Below are 18802 nucleotides of genomic sequence, written 5' to 3'. Positions count from 1 at the left end.
TCGGCCGAGCGGGGGTGTGGGGTGTGACAGCACTGGACACGCAGGTCAGGACGGTGTGTTCGTACTGCGGCGTCGGCTGCGGGATGGTGCTGGACATCGGCCGTGGACCCGACGGCCGGCCGAAGGTGCTCAAGGCCGCCGGTGACAAGGAGCACCCGGCCAACCGCGGACGGTTGTGCACCAAGGGTGCGACGAGCGCCGACATGCTGGCCGCGCCGGGCCGGCTCGGCACCGCGAGGGTTCGCCGGGAGCGGGGCGCCGCGCCGCAGGACGCCGACCTGGACGCCACGATCACCGAGACGGCACGGAAGCTGCGGGCGATCATCGACGAGCACGGGCCGGACGCGGTCGCGCTGTACGTGTCGGGGCAGCTGACCCTCGAGGCGCAGTACCTGGCGAACAAGCTGGCGAAGGGCTTCATCGGGACCAACCAGATCGAGTCGAACTCGCGGCTGTGCATGGCGAGCGCGGGCAGTGGCTACAAGCTGTCGCTCGGCTCCGACGGGCCGCCCGGGTCCTACGACGACCTCGACCACGCCGACGTGTTCCTCGTCATCGGCGCGAACATGGCCGACTGCCACCCGATCCTGTTCCTGCGGATGCTCGACCGGATCAAGGCCGGCGCAAAGCTGATCGTGGTCGACCCGCGACGCAACGCGACCGCGGACAAGGCCGACCTGTTCCTGCAGATCCGCCCCGGCACCGACCTGGCGCTGCTCAACGGGCTGCTGCACCTGCTCGTCGAGGCCGGCGACATCGACGAGGAGTTCATCGCCTCGCACACCGACGGCTGGGCGGCGATGCCCGCGTTCCTGGCCGACTACACCCCGGCACGGGTGTCCGAAATAACCGGCATTTCCGAGGAAGGCATACGAGAAGCCGCCGCGCTGATCGGCGCCGCGGGCGACTGGGTGAGCTGCTGGACGATGGGGCTCAACCAGTCCACGCACGGCACGTGGAACACCAACGCCCTCGTCAACCTGCACCTCGCCACCGGCGCGATCTGCCGCACCGGCAGCGGGCCGCTGTCGCTGACCGGCCAGCCCAACGCGATGGGCGGCCGCGAGATGGGCTACATGGGCCCCGGCCTGCCCGGTCAGCGGTCCGTGCTGGTCGAGCAGGACCGGGCGTTCGTCGAGGACCGGTGGGCGCTGCCGCGCGGCACGCTGCGCACCGAGGTCGGCACCGGCACCGTCGACATGTTCCAGCAGATGGCCGACGGCAAGATCAAGGCCTGCTGGATCATCTGCACCAACCCGGTCGCGTCGGTGGGCAACCGCCGCACCGTCATCGAGGGCCTGGAGGCCGCCGAGCTCGTCATCACCCAGGACGTGTACGGCGACACCGAGACCAACGCCTACGCCGACGTGATCCTCCCCGCGACCATCTGGGGCGAGACCGACGGCATCATGATCAATTCGGAGCGCTCGCTGACGCTCGTGCACCGGGCCGTGCCGCCGCCCGGGGACGCGCTGCCCGACTGGGAGCTGATCGCCCGGATCGCGACCGAACTGGGGCACGGCGCCGCGTTCGACTATTCCAGCGCGGAGGAGATCTTCACCGAGCTGCAGGCGTTCTGGAACCCCGCCACCGGCTACGACCTGCGCGGGGTGAGCTACGACCGGCTGCGCGAGGGCCCGATGCAGTGGCCGGCGGCGCCCGGCGCGGACGCCCGCAACCCGATCCGGTATCTCAACGACGGCGTCAGCCAGCGCCTCCTCGAGGCGCCCGACGGCACCCGGCCGCGGCTGGCGTTCGCGACGCCGAGCGGGCGCGCGGTCTTCCACGCCCGGCCGCACCTGCCGGCGGCCGAGCTGCCCGACGACGACTACCCGTTCCTGCTCAACACCGGCCGGCTGCAGCACCAGTGGCACACGCTGACGAAGACGGGCCGGGTCGGCAAGCTCAACAAGCTCAACCCGGGGCCGTTCGTGGAGCTCAACCCGGCGGACGCGGCGCGGCTCGAGGTCCGCGACGGCGACCGGGTCGAGGTCGCGTCCCGCCGCGGCCGGGCGGTGCTGCCGGCCGTCCTGACGGACCGGGTGATGCCCGGCGGCTGTTTCGCGCCGTTCCACTGGAACGACCTGTTCGGCGAATACCTCAGCATCAACGCCGTCACGAACGACGCCGTCGACCCGATCTCGTTCCAGCCGGAGCTGAAGGTCTGCGCGGTGTCCCTGACCCGCGTGGCCGCGGTGCCTGACAAGGCTGAAACTTCGGATACGTCGGACCTGCGCGAGATGCTCGGGCTGCCCGTCGCGCCGCCCCAACTCACCGACGACGAGAAGCGCTACCTGGCCGGCTTCCTCGACGCGCTCACCGCCGCCCCTCCGGACCACACCACCGTCCCGGTCCTGCCCGGCTCCGCGCCGATCGCGCCGGAGCGGATCCTGTGGGTCAACGGCCTGCTCGCCGGCCGGTACTCCAGGATCCCCGCGAACGCACCCGCCGTCGTGGTCGCCACGGAAGAGGCGGCCGGGCCCGCGATCCAGGTGCTGTGGGCGTCGCAGACCGGCAACGCCGAGGACTTCGCCGGCGTCGTCGGCCAGCGCCTCGCCGAGGCCGGCTGGCAGGCGAGCGTGCGCAGCATGGCCGACGTCGGCGTGGACACCCTCAACGGTCCCGCCGACCTGCTCATCATCACCAGCACGTTCGGCGACGGCGACGCGCCCGACAACGGCGCCGCGTTCTGGCAGTCCCTCGACGGGCCGGACACACCGCGCCTCGACGACCGCCGGTATGCCGTGCTCGCCTTCGGCGACTCCAACTACGACGACTTCTGCGGCCACGGCCGGCGCCTCGACGCCCGCCTCAGCGAGCTCGGCGCGACCCGGCTCACCGCCCGCGTCGACTGCGAGCCGGACTACCAGCCCGCCGCCGCCGACTGGCTCGACCAGGTCATCTCCGCGCTGCGCGCCACGCCCGCCCGGCGGGCCGCGCTGCCGGTGCCGACCCGCAACGCGCCGGTGACGGCCCAGCTGGCCGGCAACCGGCTGCTGAGCCTGCCCGGGTCGGCGAAGGAGGTCCGGCAGTTCACGTTCGCCACCGACGAGGGCGTGCTGCCCTACGAGGCCGGCGACTCCCTCGGCGTCTGGCCGGTCAACTGCCCCGACCTGGTCGGCGAGTGGCTGAAGGTGACCGGCCTGCGCGCCGACGACCCCGTCGAGCTCGCCCAGCACGGGACGCTCCCGCTGACCGAAGCCCTGCACCGCCGCCTGGAGATCGCGAAGATCAGCCCGGACCTGCTGCGGTTCGTCGCCGAACGCAACGGCGACCCCCAGCTCAAGACCCTGCTGCGCCCCGACAACCAGGGCGAGCTGGCGAAGTGGACGTGGGGCCGGCAGGCCATCGACGTCGTCGCCGAGTGGCCGGTCGACGCCACCGCCCAGGAATGGGCCGGCGTGCTCAAGCGGCTCCAGCCGCGGCAGTACTCGATCTCCTCGACCCCGCTGCTCGACCCCACCCGGGTCAGCCTCACCGTGTCGGTGTTGCGGTTCCCCAACATCCGCGGCCAGATCCGCAAGGGCGTCGCGTCCACGTTCCTGGCCGACCTGCCGGCCGGCGGCGAGGTCCCGGTCTTCGTCCAGCGGGCCCCGCACTTCCGCCCGCCGGCGGACCCCGCCACCGCCATGATCATGGTCGGCCCGGGCACCGGCGTCGCGCCGTTCCTGGGCTTCCTGCACGAACGCCAGGCCCGCGGCGCCCGCGGCGCGAACTGGCTCTTCTTCGGCGAGCAGCGCCGCGACACCGACTTCTACTACGCCGACGAGCTGCTCGCGCTGCGCGACGCCGGCACCCTCAACCGCCTCGACCTCGCGTTCTCCCGCGACCAGCGCAACAAGGTGTACGTCCAGGACCGCATGCGGGAGCACGGCGCGCAGCTGTGGTCGTGGCTGCAGGACGGCGCCCACTTCTACGTCTGCGGCGACGCGAGCCGCATGGCGAAGGACGTCGACCGCACCCTGCGCGAGATCGCCGTCGCCCACGGCCACCTCACCCCGGACGCCGCCGAGGCATATGTGAAGCAGCTCGCCGCCGACAAGCGCTACGTCCGCGACGTGTACTGACACCGCTAAGGTGATGCGTCTTCGACGTTAGGGGAGCAATGCGCGGGGTGTTGGGGGCGGCGGCTGTCCTGGTGTGCGGGCTGCTGGCGGGCTGCACCGGGGACGAGGTCCCGGCACCGGCCGCGGCGGCGTCGACGAAGGCCACGGTGGCCGAGGACCTCGCGGTCGTCGCCGGCGGCGGGATCGCGGTCCCGGCGGCGAAGCAGCTGCCGGCGAACGCCGCCATCGGCGGGCCCGACTACGCGGTGCGGCTCACCGAGGTCGGCGCCGCCGATCATCTCGAGCCGGCCGTCGTCACGCAGTTCGGCAAGATGCAGTCGGCGACCGGGGTGTCCCGGGACGCGACGGGCACCATCGCCGCCGGGGCCGGCAAGGAGTTCCTGTTCGTGCGCCTCGCCGCGGTGCCCGGCGTGAAGAGCGATCCGTCGCCGGACGTCACGGCACGGCTGCGGATCGGCGAGCAGGCCCGGGCCGTCGCCGGCATGATCACGCCCGACTCGGTGATCGTGGCGCTGGTGCCGGCCGGGGCCGCGGTGACGCTGGTCGTCGCGGACCGGGACAAGGACCAGAGCGTCGACGTGCGCACCGGGGCGGTCGGGGCGGGCGCCGTCGCCGCGTACCTGAAGGCCCGCCCGTACGGCGAGGTCACCTACCAGCTCGTCGGGCAGATCGGCGGCGAGCCGAAGCGCACCTACGTCGACATCACCGTGTCGGCGGCGCTGGAACCCTTCGACCACCGGGCCAAGGGCACCTGGGCCCCGGCCGGGCACACCTGGCTGCGGATGTGGGTGGAGCTGAAGGTCAGCGGGATCGGGGTGCTGGAGGGCACGATCGACCTGAAGCAGAGCCTGCAGGTGACGGCGAACGGCAAGGCGATCGCGGTGGAGGCGGCCAGCGCCGAGATCGAGCGGGGGCAGGCGATCACCGACTACACGATCCACGACGAGGTGCGCATGGACGTGGCGGAGGGCTCCGTGCAGACGCTCACGTTCCGGTTCGAGCCGAAGGGCACCCTGACCCGCGACGGCAAGCCCACCACGCTGAAGCTGGACAGCAGCCCGCAGCAGAAGCTCACGCTGAAGTAGCCCGTTTCGCGCGCCCGCCGCCGGGGTACGCGCGATGCAATGACCGTCATCGAAGCGCCGGCGACCGTGCCACGGCGGGCGCGTGCCGCGGTCACCGTGCTCTTCGTCGTCATGGGCATCGCGATCGGTGGATGGTCGGCCCGGGTGCCGGACGTGCGCCACGCCGTCGGGCTCGGCGACGCCGGCTGGGGCCTGGCGAACGTCGCCACCAACGTCGGCGAGGTCGTGTCGCTCGGCATCGTCGCCGTGCTCATCGGGCGGGTCAACACGCGGCTCCTCGCCCTCATCGGCGCGGCCGTCATCCTCGTCAACGCGCCGCTGCTCGCCTCCGCGTCCACGGTCGCGGCGCTGCTGGTCGGGCTGGCGGTGTGGGGGTTCGCGGCCAACCTGCTGTCCACGCCGATGAACGCGCAGGCGGTCGAGGTCCAGCGGGCGTACGGCCGGCCGATCCTGTCGACGTTCCACGCCGGGTTCAGCGTCGGCATGCTCGCCGGTGGGCTGCTCGGCACCGTCGCGGCGGGCGCCGGCATCACCCCCGCCGCGCAGATGGCCGGCACCAGCGCCGGCATGGGCGTGCTCCTGCTCGCCACGGCCCGCCACCTGCCGGACACCGAACGCGCCGACCGTCGTGCCGGCGCGAAGCGCCGGTTCACGCCGCAGCTGGTGCTCCTGGCCGCGGTCGCGTTCCTGGCCGCGTTCACCGAGATGGCCGGCGCGCAGTGGAGCGCCCTCTACGCCACCGGCACGCTGCACGCGGGCGCGGCCGTCGGCGCGGCGACCTACACGTGCCTGTCGCTGTCGTCGGTCGCCGCCCGGCTCGGCGGTGACCGGCTCGCGGGCCGCGTCGGGCGGGTCAGGTTCGTGCGGTGGTCCGCGTTCGTCGCCGCGGCGGGCCTCGCGTTCGCGCTCCTCGTGCCGCACCCGGCCGCGGCGATGGCCGGGTTCGGGCTGCTCGGGCTCGGGATGGCCTGCGTGACACCGACGGTGCTCGGCTTCGCCGGTGAGCAGCCGGGCCTCACCGCCGGCGAGGGGGTGTCCGTCGTGGTGATGGGGCAGTGGCCCGGCTATCTGGTCGCGGCGCCCCTGATCGGCGCGCTCGCCGGAGCCGTCGATCTGCGATTCGCGTTGGCGGCGGTGGTACTGGTGGCGCTGAGCATCACCGTCCTCATCGGACGAGTCCGGACGGCTGAGCGGTCACCGGAGCACCCGTCATCCACTCCGTGAGCTGCGCGGCCGGCACCGGGCGGGCGAAATGGTAGCCCTGCGCCGTGCTGTAGCCCAGTGACCGCAGCTGCTCCGCCTGCGCCGGCGTCTCCACGCCCTCGGCGACCGCATGCAGCCCCAGCGCCTGCGCGAGCTGGATGACGGCGGCGGCGACCGGGGCCCGGCCGTGCGGCGCCTGCGTGAACGAGCGGTCCAGCTTCACCTCGTCGACGGGGCAGTCGTGCAGCAGCCGCAGGGTGGAGCTGCCGGTGCCGAAGTCGTCCAGCGAGATCCGCAGGCCCAGCGCGCGGAGCCGGTGGAGGGTGGCGACGGCCGGGCCCAGGTCCAGCGCGAGCGACTCGGTGATCTCCAGCACGACGCGGGACGCCTCGACGCCGTGCGTGGTGAGGGTCGCCGCGACGAAGTCGGCGTAGCCGGCCTCGCGCAGCTCCCGCGGGGACACGTTGACGTTGAGCACGGCGGGAGCGTCTTTGTAGTGTTCGCGCCACACCGCGAACTGCCGGCACGCCTCGGCGAACACGAACCGGCCCAGCGGCACGATCAGCCCGGTGCGCTCGGCCACGGGGATGAACGTGTCCGGCGGCAGGACGCCGTGCTCCGGGTGGTCCCAGCGCACGAGCGCCTCGACGCCGGCGAGCCGGCCGTCGTCGAGGGACACGATCGGCTGGTACACCAGGAAACACCGCCCGCCGGCGATCGCCTCCCGCAGCTGCGAATGGTCGTCGCCGGGCTCCGTCATCGCGCTGTCGTAGTGCAGGTAGGTGGTGCCGGCGCGCTTCTTCGCCGCGTACATGGCGATGTCGGCGTGGCGCAGCAGCAGGCTCGGGTCGTCGCCGGTGCGGCCGTCGGCGATGCCGATGCTGGCGGAGATCGGCAGCTCGTGGCCGTTGACGACGGCGGGTGTGCACAGCGCGGCGGCCATCCGGTCCGCGGCGACGCCGGCCGCCTGCGGGTCGGCGCCGGGCATGACCACGACGAACTCGTCGCCGCCGAGCCGGGCGACGGTGTGCCCGGTGTCCGCGCAGCCGGCGAGCCGCCGCCCCACCTCGACCAGCAGCAGGTCGCCGACCTCGTGGCCGAGGGTGTCGTTGACCTCCTTGAAGTCGTTGAGGTCGATGAGCGCGACGGCGACCCGTTGCGCGTTGGGCGCTTGCAGCGCCTCGTGGAGGCGCTGCCCGAACAGCGTGCGGTTGGGCAGGTGCGTGAGCGCGTCGTGGGTGGCGCCGTGGTCGAGCCGGGCGACGAGCCGCCCGTTGTCGACGAACGCGGCCACCTGCCGCACCATGACCAGGGCGGTGAGGGTGACCGCGCCGAGGACCACCATCTTCTGGTCGCGCTGCGTGCCGAACCAGGTCTCCAGGACCAGCAGGACGTACACGGCCGCGACGGCCGCGTAGGGCACCAGGCTGAACGGCCGGCGGCGCCGCACCGCGACGGCCCGGCCGGTCGAGAGGCGCTGCCGCTCCGCGGCCAACGACGCCAGGCAGCACACCACCGGGATGCTGACCTGGGTGACCATGAGGTGCGGGTGCCCGGGCGCGAGCAGCGGCTGCAACAGCGAGCTCGTCGCGCCGACGAAGATCGCGAACGCGAGCCACTGCAGGGCCGACTTGTCGATGAACTCGAACCCCGACAGCATCACCTTCGCCACCGCCAGGACCACGACCAGGGCGAGCACGCCGAGGATCAGGGAGCCGACGACCTGGTTGCGGTCGTCCGTGCCGAGCGCCACCCTGGTCTGGAAGTGCCAGATGAACACGGCGGCACCGGCCACGACGGTCCCGCCGTCGAGGGTGACCCGCAGCCGCTCCCCGGCGCTGCGGGCGGACAGCGGCAGCCGGTACAGCGCGTAGACGATCATCAGAATCGCCCCGCTGTCGAAGATCAGCAGGCCGGGTCCGTTGTACGCGCCGCCTTCGTCGGGATGGGTCAGCACGTCGATCGCCTGCAGGGTGTGCGCGACGCCGACGAGGAACGCCGAGATGCTCAGGTGCCCCCAGAACCGGCGGGTCGGCGCGGGCAGTGCCTGGGCCTTCGACGTGCGGCGGAACGCGGCGGTGAGCAGCAGCGCACCGACCGGCGTCGGCAGCCACAGCAGCACCGGCGGCCCCACCGGCGTCACCAGGTTGACCGTGAACCAGACCGCGCAGACCGCCAGGATCAGGCACGAGGCGCGCACCAGCCCGGACATCGCCCGCAGCTGTCGCAGTGCGCCCATGCGGTCTCCTCGTCCAGTGCCGTCGCCAGGGACATCGACCACCAGAATGCTGCCATGAGCCTTTGCCCCGCACGACCGCGGTTTCCTACGTTACGGTTGACGTAATATCGCGGCGGCTGTAATTTGCTGGTCATGCCGCCAATGCAGGAGCCGACGTTTCTCGTCCTGACCGCACTCACCGGCGAGCCGCTGCACGGTTACGGGATCCTCCAGCAGGTCACCGCCCTGTCCGGCGGCACCGTGGTGCTCGGCGCCGGCACGCTCTACGGCGCCCTGGACCGCCTGACCGAGCAGGGGCTCATCGCGGTCGAGCGGGAGGAAGCGGTGGACGGGCGGCTGCGCCGCTACTACCGGCTCACCGACGAGGGCGCCGGCCGGCTCAGCGTCGAGGTCGAACGGTTGCGCCGCAACGCCAACGCGGCGGCCGCGGGCCTGCGCCGCCGCGCCACCGGCAACGTCACCCTGCCGGGTCTCGCATGACCACGCCGGAATCGTCGTCTTCATCGTCATCGGCTTCATCGTCGGCGTCTTCGGGGTCGTCGTCGGAGTCGGAGTCGGCGTTGCCGGCGGGGTCGGAGGGGTTCGCGGTCGCCGCGTCGACGGGGCCCACGATGCCGGGGCGGCCCGTGGTCACCGGGCTGGAGCGCCGCTACCGCCGGCTGCTGTTGGCGTACCCGGCCGCGTACCGGCGCCGCCACGGCGACGAACTCATCACCACGCTGCTCGACGCCGCCGGCACCGACCGGGTCCGGCCGGGCCGCCGCGACACCGTCGACCTGCTGCGCGGCGGGTTGCGGCAGCGGTTCAGGTTGCCGGTCGGGAAGGCCCCGGTCGCCGTCGCGGTCTTCGCCGCGTTCGTGTTCGGCGCGCTGGGCGCCGGGACCGGCTCGTTCCTCGGCTGGTGCACCACCCCGCCGCTGCGCGTCGACCAGAGCGCGGCCCAGATCGCCGGGCTCGCCATCGGCGAACCGTATGTCGGCGGTTTCAGCCGCGACGACCGCTGGCAGCTCCGGGCCGTCAAGGTCGAGGCCGTCGACCCCCGCTACATCGCCGGCTGGACCTCAACGTCGGCCGCGGCCCGCTTCACCGCCGCCGGCTGGACCGTCGAGCCCACCGGCCCCTCCGCGTTCACCGCGAACCGCGGCACCTTGCGGACCTGGGTGACCGGCCCGCTGCCGGCCGCCGAGAACCCCGCCGGCGTGGTCATGTGGCCGGACCCATCGGCGGCTCCCGTCTCCGTCGTCATCTGGCCGGCCGAACCGGCCGCGGTGACCGCCGGCGTCGTGACCGGCTGGCTCGCCGGCGCCGTTGCCGGCTGGTTGCTGGTCGCCTGGGTCGCCTACCAGCTGCGCGGCGACCGGTCCTGGGCCCGCCGGGGCACGGTCGCCATCCTCGCGGCCGTCGCGGTCCTGGTCCTGTTCCGGCCGGTGCTGTGGACATACCTGCTGATCGTCACGGGCGCCGTGCTGAGCCCGGACCGCTGGGGCCCGCCGTCCCCGGTGTACGTCGGTTTCATCGACAGCGACGCCGTCGCCGTGCCGCTGTTCGGCCTCGCCGCGGTCGCGGCCGCCTGCCTCACCGCAGCCCGCGCCCGCCCCACCCCTTCTCATGATCCCGAAGACCTCGTGCACTCCTGACTGCACAGGGTCTTCCGGATCACGGCGCACGTGGGATCGGGCTACGGAAGGGGCTGCCGGATCATGTGGTGGTGGTGAGGGTCGCGGTGGGCCAGGTGGTGCGCAGGGCGCCGGTCAGTGCGGCCAGCAGGGCGGTCACGTCGGCGGTGGCGTCCTCGTGCAGGGCCTCGGTGACGATGAACGCGCGGCTGGTCGCGGCGCTGATCGCGGAGTGGCCGCTCTGCCGGTTCGTCCAGCGCCGGGCGTGCGCGCGGCCCGCGGTGTCGACGAACACGACCTCGCCGGGGTCGGGGTGCTCCACGTCGCCGGTGAAGGTGTCGTACCGTTCGGTGCCGTCGGCCCGGCGCACCTCCAGGTCGCCGGTGATGCGGTCGGCGTCCAGCGCGGCGACCGGGATCGCGAACGCCGCCGACACCGCGTTGCACAGGTCGACGAGGGGGTGCAGCGACGGCAGGTCGCCCTCGCGGCGCAGGCGGCGCAGGAGCGACTCCGAGGCGCAGCGGTACTGGGTGGGCTTGAGCCCCATCGCGGTGAACGCCCGGCGCCAGGCCTGGATGGGCGGCAGCTGACCCTCGGAGGTATCAGCGAGCCGGGCCCGGGCGATGTCGAGCCACGGCGCCGGGTCGGCGGGGGCGGAAGGGCTCACCCCGTCGAGACGGAGCGTGCCGACGACGAGCGTGGGGAAGTCCGCACGGAGCTGCGGATGGTGACGGAACTGCACGCGCTCCAGCGTCGCCCGGCGCGGCAGCCGGCGGGAAGGACCACTTCGCGGGCTTTCGGGCGTACCAAAGCAATGCCGGCGCGCCGACGTGGCCGTGGCGCTCGCCCGGTGCCGGCGCGTCCGTGGCGCTCGCCCGGCGCCGACGTGGCCGTGGCGCTCGCCCAGTGCCGGCGCGTCACGGGCGTCGTCCTGCCGGGCTGGGCCGGTCCGGCGGTGTTCGGCGGTGACCTGAACCTCACGTGGGACGGCCGGGGCGGCGCGCAGCGGTGCGTGCCCGAAGGGCTGACACCGCGACGCGGGTGCTCACGGCAGGTGCCTGGCGAACTTGAACGCGTCGCGTCCGGGCCCGTCGTAGTTGCGGTGCACCGGCAGCCCGTCGACCTCGTCGTCACCCGGTTCGAGGGTGAACCCGAGCCGGGTGTGGAACGCGACGGACTGCTGGTTGCCGGTGCCGGTGATCGAGTGGACCTTCCGGACGCCGCGGGCGGCCGAGTCGAGGAAGAAGCGGCGGTACAGCGCGGCGCCGACCCCCGTGCGCCGCACCGCCGGCGCGACCCCGACGAAGTGGATGTAGCCGACCCCGGGCTCGGACTGCGACAGGAACCCGATGAGGAACGCGCCGAGCTTCCCGCCGGGCAGGTCCAGCAGGTAACTGGTGTCGGTGAAGTGCTGGAAGTACAGGCGGGGCAGCAGCGACGTGCGGAACAGGTGGCCGGACTCGCCGCCCAGGCCGCCCCACCACTCGTCCATGACCGCCATGACGCGGGCGTGGTCGTCCTCGACTGGATGCCGCAGGGTCTCGATCATGGTCCCATTGTCGTCCCGGACCGCCCATCGTCGATGACGGCGTGCCGGTGCATCGACTACGGTCGTGCGCATGGGGGACCTCTACTACGTCGTGCCGCAGGTGGCCTTCGCCGTGCCGGCGATCGCCACGCTGATCGTCGGTGTCGCGCTGCTGTGGGCGCGGCGGAAGCGGCTCGTGCACCGGGCCTGGACGCTCGGTCTGGCCGGCCTCGCGGTGCTGCTCGCCGGGGCGGTGGCCGACGTGGTGTACATGGTGCTGCTGCCGCGGGTCATCCGCTACGGCGACTGGCAGGAGTCGAGGGCGCTCCTCGCCGGGGCCAGCTTCGGGTTCCTGGTGCTGCACGTCCTCGGCATGGCGCTGCTCATCGCGGGGCTGCTCGCCACGGCCCGGCCGGACGACCCGTGGCCGGCGCCCGCGGCGATCGATCCGCCCGCCGGGCCCGCATGAGCGGTGCCGCGAGTCAGGGGCGCGGCGTCGTGGCGATCGACGTCGGCGGGACCCGCACCCGGGTGGCCGCCGGCGACGGGCCCGTCGTGCGGTTCCCCACCGAGCAGGACTACGACCGGCAGCTGGCCCGGCTGCGGGACGCCATCCCCGGGACGCCGTCGGCCGTCGGGGTGTCGTTCGGGGGCCGGGTCACCGCCGCCGGCGACGTGCGGGTCGCGATGAACCTCCGCGGATACGAGGGCCGCCCGCTGCGCCGCGACCTTGAGTCCACATTGGACGCCCCGGTGCGGGTCGCCCACGACGCGACCTGCGGCCTGCTCGGTGAGCACGCGCTGGGCAGCCTGCGCGGCACCGACCGGTGCGGGTACGTCACCCTGTCGACCGGCGTCGGCGCGGCGCTGCGGCTCGGTGCCGGCGGGCACTTCGTGGCCGCGACGACCGAGGCCGGCCACCAGCTCGTCGCCGGCAACGACCGGCGCTGCGGCTGCGGGCAGACCGGCTGCCTGGAGACGCTGCTCGGCGGCGCGGCGCTGGGCCGGCACCTCGGCCGGGCCCTGGAGACGGTGGAGGACGCCGGGTTCTGGCACGCGTACGCCCGTCACCTCGCCGACGGCATCGCCAACTTCGCGCTCACCGCCGGGCTGGACGCCGTGGCCGTCGGCGGGGCCATCGCCGCCCAGCGCGCCGGACTGTGGCCGCCGCTGCGGGAGGCGCTGGCGGAACGCCTGACGTATCAGGCGGTGCGCGTACACCGGGCGACGCTGGACGAGGCGCCGCTGGCAGGTGCCCGGGTGCTGCTGGACGTGCCGCCGTCGAGCATCCTGCACTAGGGTGGCGCTGTCACCGGCCTGGCGACCTGACCTGGTCGGCGTTACGGAGGGTGACGGGATTGGAGATCAATTATGTCGATGGGTGTACGGTCATGATGTGGTGCCGTTGACCCGCCGATCGCAACGGTTGCCGGGTGAGGGCGGGCCCTGAAACCACTCACGCCGCCCGGCCGGTGGGCCGAGCGGCGTGTCGTCGAGTGGGCCGAACGGCGTCGACGTCGAGTGGGCCGAGCGGCGTGTCGTCGAGTGGGCCGAACGGCGTCGTCGAGCGATGGTCAGCGGGCCTCGATCTCGACCCAGTCGATGTCGCCGGCGTAGTAGTCGCAGCCGACGTCGCGCTGGTCGCAGTCGGTCTTGCCGCCGATGGACAGCGGCCAGCCGTTGGAGATCGGGCCGGTCCAGCCGCCGCGGCGGGCCACGGTGCGGCCGTCGACGGTGAGGGCGACGCCGGAGCCGGTCCGCTCGCAGCGCACGACGTGCCACCAGCCGTCGTTGATCCGGCGGGAGGCCTGCACGATGATGGTGCCGTTCGAGCCGCGGAACAGGCACTGCACGATGCCGTTGGGGATCTGGAACTTGAAGTTCCCGCCCGAGGCGGTCGCCTGGCCCTTCTGGATGATGTTGCCGAACTGGTAGGTGGTGCGCAGCCGGATGGTGACGGCGTAGTCGCGGCTGCCGGGGTCCAGGGCGGAGCTGTCCGCGACGGTCACCAGGTGCCGGGGGTGCGCCGGCGGCCGGTCGGGTTGTAGCCGGGTGAACCGGTAGCCGGTGGCGCCGCGGACGCCGACGTCGGTGACGACCTCGTTGCCGATCGCGCCGTGCTGGCCGTTGCCGCTGGTGTCGATCATCGTGTGGGCGCCGGAGCCCTCGTTCATCGACCAGGTCGCGACGGGGTAGTAGCCGGTGCTGGCGCCGGCCGAGGTCGCGAGGACGGTTGATCCGCCTGTGAGGGCGGCCGCCGTCGCCGCCACCACCAGGATCCGCCGACCGGGCGTCAAAGAGACCATGCATTCCCCCGTACACGTCAAAAATCCGCAATCCGGGAGCTGATCTCATACCGGACAAACCAGATGGTAGACCCCTAAAGGGTCCGGTATGGGTGGGAACGCCGCAGTGGTGATCCTCAGATGCCCGTCGGGGCGTTCGGGTCCTGGGCCGCCTCGACCGCCGCCGCCTCCATGCCGCGCAGCAGCGCCTCGCCGTCGGCCGGCGACACCACGTGCGTGTCCATGAAGATGATCGCCCGCACCGCGTCCGGGATGTCGTCGATGTGCACGATCAGCGGCTCGAACGGCACGTCCTGGCGGGTCGTCCACTCGAACGTGCCGCGCGCCACCGCCTCCCGCAAGAACGATGCGTCGATCTTGGACGAGTCAACGTCGGCGGTCCGACGATCGTTGAAGTAGCACGGCAGCTCGAGGTCGTCGCCCCGCTCCGCGACCACCCGTCGCACGAGGTCGTCGAGTTCCACCGGGTGGTAGTACGCGTGCTTGTACGTCGTCATCGCCCCGCGCCGGGCCCGGTCCAGGACCTCCGCGAACGACACACCGGCCACGTCGAGCTGGCACAGGCCGTACTGGGCGAGCATGCACACGACCCGGTCCAGCCCCGGGCGGAACCGGTTGTTGACCATCGGCCGGAGCACCACCGGGTTGATGCCGGTGACCCGGGCGAGGGCGACGGCGAACACCGCGAGCAGCGCCGGCGCCGACGCGACCCCGGTCTGCTCGGTCACCGACCGCAGCGCCGGGCCGAGCGCGAACGACGTGAACTCGCCCCGCCAGTGCCGCGGCGTGGGCCTGGCGACGGCGTCGGTGTCGGGGAAGCGCCGCGCCGGCATGCCGCGCAGGATGCCGTCCCAGTGCCGCAGCGCCAGGGTGTTCTGCCGCTGCCCGGACGCCGAGGCCTGCCAGGCCGCCTGTTCGAGGGGTTGCATCGAGGGGATCGGCGTCGTGACCCGGGTCGCGAGGTCTTCCAGCAGCACCCCGGTGCCGAACCCGTCCGCGACGAGGTGACACATGACGACGACCAGATGGGTGAGCACCCCGTCGGAGCGGACGGCGGCCATCCTGATCGGCCAGTCCTCGGCGAAGTCGAACTCGGTGTCCTGCAGCCGGAGGCGTACCGCCTCGGCGACCGCCGCCGGGTCGTCCCCGCCCGCCTCGACGATCTCCAGGGTGATCTGGCCCGACGCCGCCACGACCTGGCTCGGCTTCCCGTCGGCGTCGAACCGCAGCCGCGTCCGGGCCGAGGGGAACCGACTCATCATGTACCGCAGCTGCTCGGCGACGTCCTCGACGGTCGTGCCCTCGGCGAGAGGTCCCCAGGCGCCGTTGGGCAGCCACGATTGCTGCCGCACCATCGCCTGCCAGATGTCCTGCTGCCCCCACGACAGGTCACCGGCGCCGGCACCCTCGCCGGCGAACTCGACCACAACCCGATCCATCACCGTGACCTCCTCGCCGCGGCGCTGATCGTAGCGGATCATGCGGTCGGGCCTGCTGGACCATGCGTGGTGGGGGCTGCCCTACCGTCGTTGGACTGGTGCACGGGCGTGTGCCGGAGGGGTCCCGGCCGGTGGAATTGACGGCATGGAAACCGATGTCGTCTCGCTCGACCGGGTGCACCGGCGCTTCGGCGCCGGCGACGGGGCCGTCACCGCGTTGCACGAGGTCACGCTCGGGTTCGCGGCCGGGACGTTCACCGCGGTGATGGGACCGTCCGGGTCGGGCAAGAGCACGCTGCTGCAGTGCGCCGCCGGGCTCGACCGGCCCACCGGCGGCACCGTCACCGTCGCCGGGACCGACCTGTCGACGCTGTCCGAGACCGGGCTGACGCTGCTGCGGCGGGACCGGATCGGGTTCGTGTTCCAGGCGTTCAACCTGCTGTCGTCGCTGACCGCGGAGCAGAACGTGGCGCTGCCGCTGCGCCTCGCCGGCCGCCGCCCGGCGCGCAAGGAGGTCCGCGCGGTCCTCGACGCGGTCGGCCTCGGCGACCGGGGCCGGCACCGGCCGGCGGAGCTGTCCGGCGGTCAGCAGCAGCGGGTCGCGATCGCGCGGGCGCTCGTCACCCGGCCGGCGGTGCTGTTCGCGGACGAGCCGACCGGCGCGCTGGACTCCGCGACCGGCCGCGAGGTGCTGCGGTTGCTGCGGTCCATGACGTCCACAGTGGACGACGCGGGCGGGCAGACCGTCGTCATGGTCACCCACGATCCGCTCGCCGCGTCGTACGCCGACCGGGTCGTGTTCCTCGCCGACGGACGCGTCGCCGGCGAGCTGCTGGCCCCGACCCCGCAGGCCGTCGCCGCCCGCATGACCGATCTGGAGACGGCGCCGTGCTGAGCGTCGCCAGGCAGACGCTGCGGGCCCGGTGGGCGTCCTTCGTGGGCGTGTTCGTCGCGCTCGCGCTGGGTGCGTGCCTGCTCGCCACGACGGGCCTGACGATCGCGTCGACCGTTTCCGACGGACGTCAGCCGGTGTGGTACTCCCAGGCCGACGTCGTGGTCACCGGCAGCCAGACGGTCAGCATCACCGTCGACGAGGGCGACGGGGAGCGCTCCACGTCCACCCAGCGGACCCGCCGCCCGCAGCAACTGCCCGCCGACACCGCCGCCCGCCTCGGCGCGCTGCCGGGCGCGACCGTCGTCGTGGACCGTGCCGTCCCCGTCGACGTCGCCGGCGCGCCGTTCGACGCGCACCCGTGGTCAAGTGCGGGGCTGCACCCGCTCACGTTGGACGGCGCCGGCCCGCGGGGCGACGACGAGGTCGTGCTCACCGCCCCGACCGACCGCCGCCCGGGTGACCGGGTCGAGGCGTGGACCCCGCTGGGGCACCGGACGTGGACCGTCGTGGGGATCGTCACCGGCCCGCCGGCCGTGTACCTCGCCGACCCCGCCGCGGCCCTGCTCGCCGGCGGGCGGGTCGACGCGATCGCCGTCAACGGCGTCGCCGCCGGGCAGGTCCGCGACGTGGTCGGCCCGGACGCGGCGGTCCTCACCGGCGACCGCCGGGCCGGCGCCGAACCCGACCCGGACGCGGACCTGCTCGCCGTCGCCGCGTCGCTGCTCGGGACCACCGCGGGCGTCGCCGTGTTCGTGTCCGTGTTCGTCGTCGCCGGCACGTTCGCGTTCGCCGTCGCCCAACGCCGCCGGGAGCTCGCGCTGCTGCGAGCCGCCGGCGCCACTCCGCGCCAGGTGCGCCGGCTCGTCCTCGGCGAGGCCCTCATCGTGGGCGTCGTCGCCGGGGTCGCCGGCTGCGCCGCGGGCACCCTGGTCGCGCCGCCGTTCGCGGCGTGGCTGGCCGGCTCCGGCTTCGCGCCCGCCGGGTTCACCGCCCGGTTCATCCTGTGGCCGCTGCTCGCCGCGTTCGGCGTGAGCCTGCTCGTCGCCCTCACCGGCGCCGCCGTCGCCGCGCGGCGGGCGGGCCGGGTCCGCCCGATCGAGGCGCTGCGCGAGGCGTCGGTCGACCGGCGGGTCATGACCGCCGGCCGGTGGGTCTTCGGGATCCTGTTCCTCGGCGGCGCCGCGGTGCTGCTGGCCCTGGTGCCGCGCCTCGGCGGTGAGGCGATCGCCCTCGTCCTGCTCGACGCGCAGCTGGCCATCACCGGGATCGCGCTGCTCGCACCCGTGGTGGCGCCGCCGCTGTCCTGGCTCGTCGGGCGGCTCCTGGTGCCCGGTGTCGCCGGCGCGCTGGCCCGCGACAACGCCCGCACCGCGGTCCGGCGGACCTCGTCCACGGTCGCGCCGATCCTCGTCACCGTCGGGATCGCGGCGGCGACGTTCGCGGCGACCGCGACGCTGTGGGACGCCTCGGAGCGCGCTGCCGCCGCGCGGGTCACCGCCGCCACCATCGCGTTGCCGGCCGGTGCCGCCGGGATCGCCGACCCGGGCACGGGTGTGCCGACGGCCGGGTCGGTGGTGTACGTGCGCACCGACGACTACGCGGAGGAGGTCGACGCGCTGTACACCGGACCCGGCGTGGAAACGGTGCTGCGGCTGCCGGTGCGCTCGGGTGCGGTCGCCGACCTCGCGGGCACCGACACCGTCGTCGTCGGGTCGGCCCTGGCCCGCGCCTCGGGCTGGCGGACCGGCGGCACCGCCGACCTGTGGCTGGACGACGCGACACCGGTGCGGCTCCGGGTCGTCGCGGTCCTCGAGCCGTCCCTCGACCTCGACCAGACGGTCCTGCTGCCGTGGGCGCTGCGGGCCGCGCACCTCCCGCGCACCGGCGCGGACGCGGTGTACCTGACGAGGACCTCTTCGTTGGACGGCGCGCGGACCGTGACCGCAGCCGAGTACTTCCGCTCCCGCGACGCCGAGCAGCGCCGGCTCAACCACCTGGCGCTGGTCGCGGTGCTCGGCATGGCTCTGGTGTACACGTCGATCGCGATCGCCAACACGCTCGTCATGTCGACCGGCGGCCGCAGCCGGGACCTCGCCGTGCTGCGCCTCGGCGGCGGCACCCCGCGGCAGGTCCTCACGATGATCGGCGCGGAGGCGCTGCTGGTCGGCGTGACCGGGGTCCTGCTGGCCGGCCTGGTCGCCGCGGGGATGCTCGCCGGCCTGCGCGCCGGGCTGGTCCACCTGGTCGCCGACCCGCGCACCGTGGTGCCGTGGACCCCGATCCTGCTGATCGCCGGCGCGTGCGTGACGATCACGTTCGTCGCCAGCGTGGTGCCGGCCGCGCTGGTCCTGCGCACCCCGCCGGGGCGGCTGTCCTCGGTCCGCGAGTGAGTTTATGGTCGTGGTGGGTGCTCTCGAGGAGGTC

Annotated in this window: 14 protein-coding genes; 9 read left to right on the top strand and 5 right to left on the bottom strand. The window is 73.7% G+C overall.

Annotation, left to right across the window (positions count from 1 at the left end; all coding sequences use genetic code 11):
* Nucleotides 1–23 precede the first annotated feature (23 nt).
* The 3 genes from Dsi01nite_RS41005 to Dsi01nite_RS40995 are packed head-to-tail and all read left to right on the top strand — an operon-like array spanning nt 24 to nt 6376.
* Complete coding sequence (locus Dsi01nite_RS41005; protein WP_203851803.1) at nt 24–4067, top strand: bifunctional nitrate reductase/sulfite reductase flavoprotein subunit alpha; 4044 nt, start codon at nt 24–26, stop codon at nt 4065–4067.
* 38 nt (nt 4068–4105) lie between these two features.
* Nucleotides 4106–5152 (top strand): hypothetical protein, encoded by a 1047-nt coding sequence (locus tag Dsi01nite_RS41000; protein WP_203851802.1) that lies wholly within the window; start codon nt 4106–4108, stop codon nt 5150–5152.
* Between the two features lie 39 nt (nt 5153–5191).
* Complete coding sequence (locus Dsi01nite_RS40995; RefSeq protein WP_203851801.1) at nt 5192–6376, top strand: MFS transporter; 1185 nt, start codon at nt 5192–5194, stop codon at nt 6374–6376.
* Here the strand turns inward: Dsi01nite_RS40995 and Dsi01nite_RS40990 are convergent.
* The gene (locus Dsi01nite_RS40990; RefSeq protein ID WP_239136544.1) at nt 6318–8594 is read right to left on the bottom strand and encodes a putative bifunctional diguanylate cyclase/phosphodiesterase; all 2277 of its coding nucleotides are present in this window, start codon (nt 8592–8594) and stop codon (nt 6318–6320) included. The two genes, Dsi01nite_RS40995 and Dsi01nite_RS40990, sit on opposite strands and share 59 nt — an antisense overlap.
* Nucleotides 8595–8735: 141 nt before the next feature.
* Between Dsi01nite_RS40990 and Dsi01nite_RS40985 the strand changes: the two genes are divergently transcribed.
* On the top strand, nt 8736–9074 hold the full coding sequence (locus tag Dsi01nite_RS40985; RefSeq protein ID WP_203851861.1) for a PadR family transcriptional regulator: 339 nt from the start codon (nt 8736–8738) through the stop codon (nt 9072–9074).
* An 80-nt stretch (nt 9075–9154) separates the two neighbouring features.
* Complete coding sequence (locus Dsi01nite_RS40980) at nt 9155–10231, top strand: hypothetical protein (RefSeq protein ID WP_203851800.1); 1077 nt, start codon at nt 9155–9157, stop codon at nt 10229–10231.
* Between the two features lie 61 nt (nt 10232–10292).
* Here the strand turns inward: Dsi01nite_RS40980 and Dsi01nite_RS40975 are convergent, their stop codons facing one another.
* Both Dsi01nite_RS40975 and Dsi01nite_RS40970 read right to left on the bottom strand, forming a co-directional pair.
* On the bottom strand, nt 10293–10952 hold the full coding sequence (locus Dsi01nite_RS40975) for a B3/B4 domain-containing protein (protein ID WP_203851799.1): 660 nt from the start codon (nt 10950–10952) through the stop codon (nt 10293–10295).
* A 303-nt stretch (nt 10953–11255) separates the two neighbouring features.
* Nucleotides 11256–11831 carry a GNAT family N-acetyltransferase gene (locus Dsi01nite_RS40970; RefSeq protein ID WP_275423455.1) on the bottom strand — a complete coding sequence of 192 codons (576 nt, stop codon included), beginning with the start codon at nt 11829–11831 and terminating at the stop codon, nt 11256–11258.
* Between Dsi01nite_RS40970 and Dsi01nite_RS40965 the strand changes: the two genes are divergently transcribed.
* The gene (locus Dsi01nite_RS40965; protein ID WP_203851797.1) at nt 11830–12207 is read left to right on the top strand and encodes a hypothetical protein; all 378 of its coding nucleotides are present in this window, start codon (nt 11830–11832) and stop codon (nt 12205–12207) included. The genes Dsi01nite_RS40970 and Dsi01nite_RS40965 overlap by 2 nt on opposite strands.
* On the top strand, nt 12204–13037 hold the full coding sequence (locus Dsi01nite_RS40960; protein ID WP_203851796.1) for an ROK family protein: 834 nt from the start codon (nt 12204–12206) through the stop codon (nt 13035–13037). The genes Dsi01nite_RS40965 and Dsi01nite_RS40960 overlap by 4 nt, the downstream gene beginning before the upstream one ends.
* Before the next feature lie 275 nt (nt 13038–13312).
* Here the strand turns inward: Dsi01nite_RS40960 and Dsi01nite_RS40955 are convergent, their stop codons facing one another.
* Nucleotides 13313–14044 (bottom strand): LamG domain-containing protein, encoded by a 732-nt coding sequence (locus Dsi01nite_RS40955; RefSeq protein ID WP_203851795.1) that lies wholly within the window; start codon nt 14042–14044, stop codon nt 13313–13315.
* Between the two features lie 116 nt (nt 14045–14160).
* Nucleotides 14161–15525 carry a condensation domain-containing protein gene (locus Dsi01nite_RS40950; protein WP_203851794.1) on the bottom strand — a complete coding sequence of 455 codons (1365 nt, stop codon included), beginning with the start codon at nt 15523–15525 and terminating at the stop codon, nt 14161–14163.
* Between the two features lie 103 nt (nt 15526–15628).
* On the opposite strand from Dsi01nite_RS40950, the gene Dsi01nite_RS40945 reads away from it, so the two are divergent.
* Entirely contained in the window at nt 15629–16378 is a 750-nt protein-coding gene (locus Dsi01nite_RS40945) for an ABC transporter ATP-binding protein (protein WP_203851793.1), read from the top strand.
* Entirely contained in the window at nt 16372–18768 is a 2397-nt protein-coding gene (locus Dsi01nite_RS40940; protein ID WP_203851792.1) for an ABC transporter permease, read from the top strand. The genes Dsi01nite_RS40945 and Dsi01nite_RS40940 overlap by 7 nt, the downstream gene beginning before the upstream one ends.
* Nucleotides 18769–18802: the final 34 nt, after the last annotated feature.

Source organism: Dactylosporangium siamense (genome assembly GCF_016862795.1).
GTDB lineage: Bacteria > Actinomycetota > Actinomycetes > Mycobacteriales > Micromonosporaceae > Dactylosporangium > Dactylosporangium siamense.
This window is presented reverse-complemented; position numbering and strand designations above follow the sequence as displayed.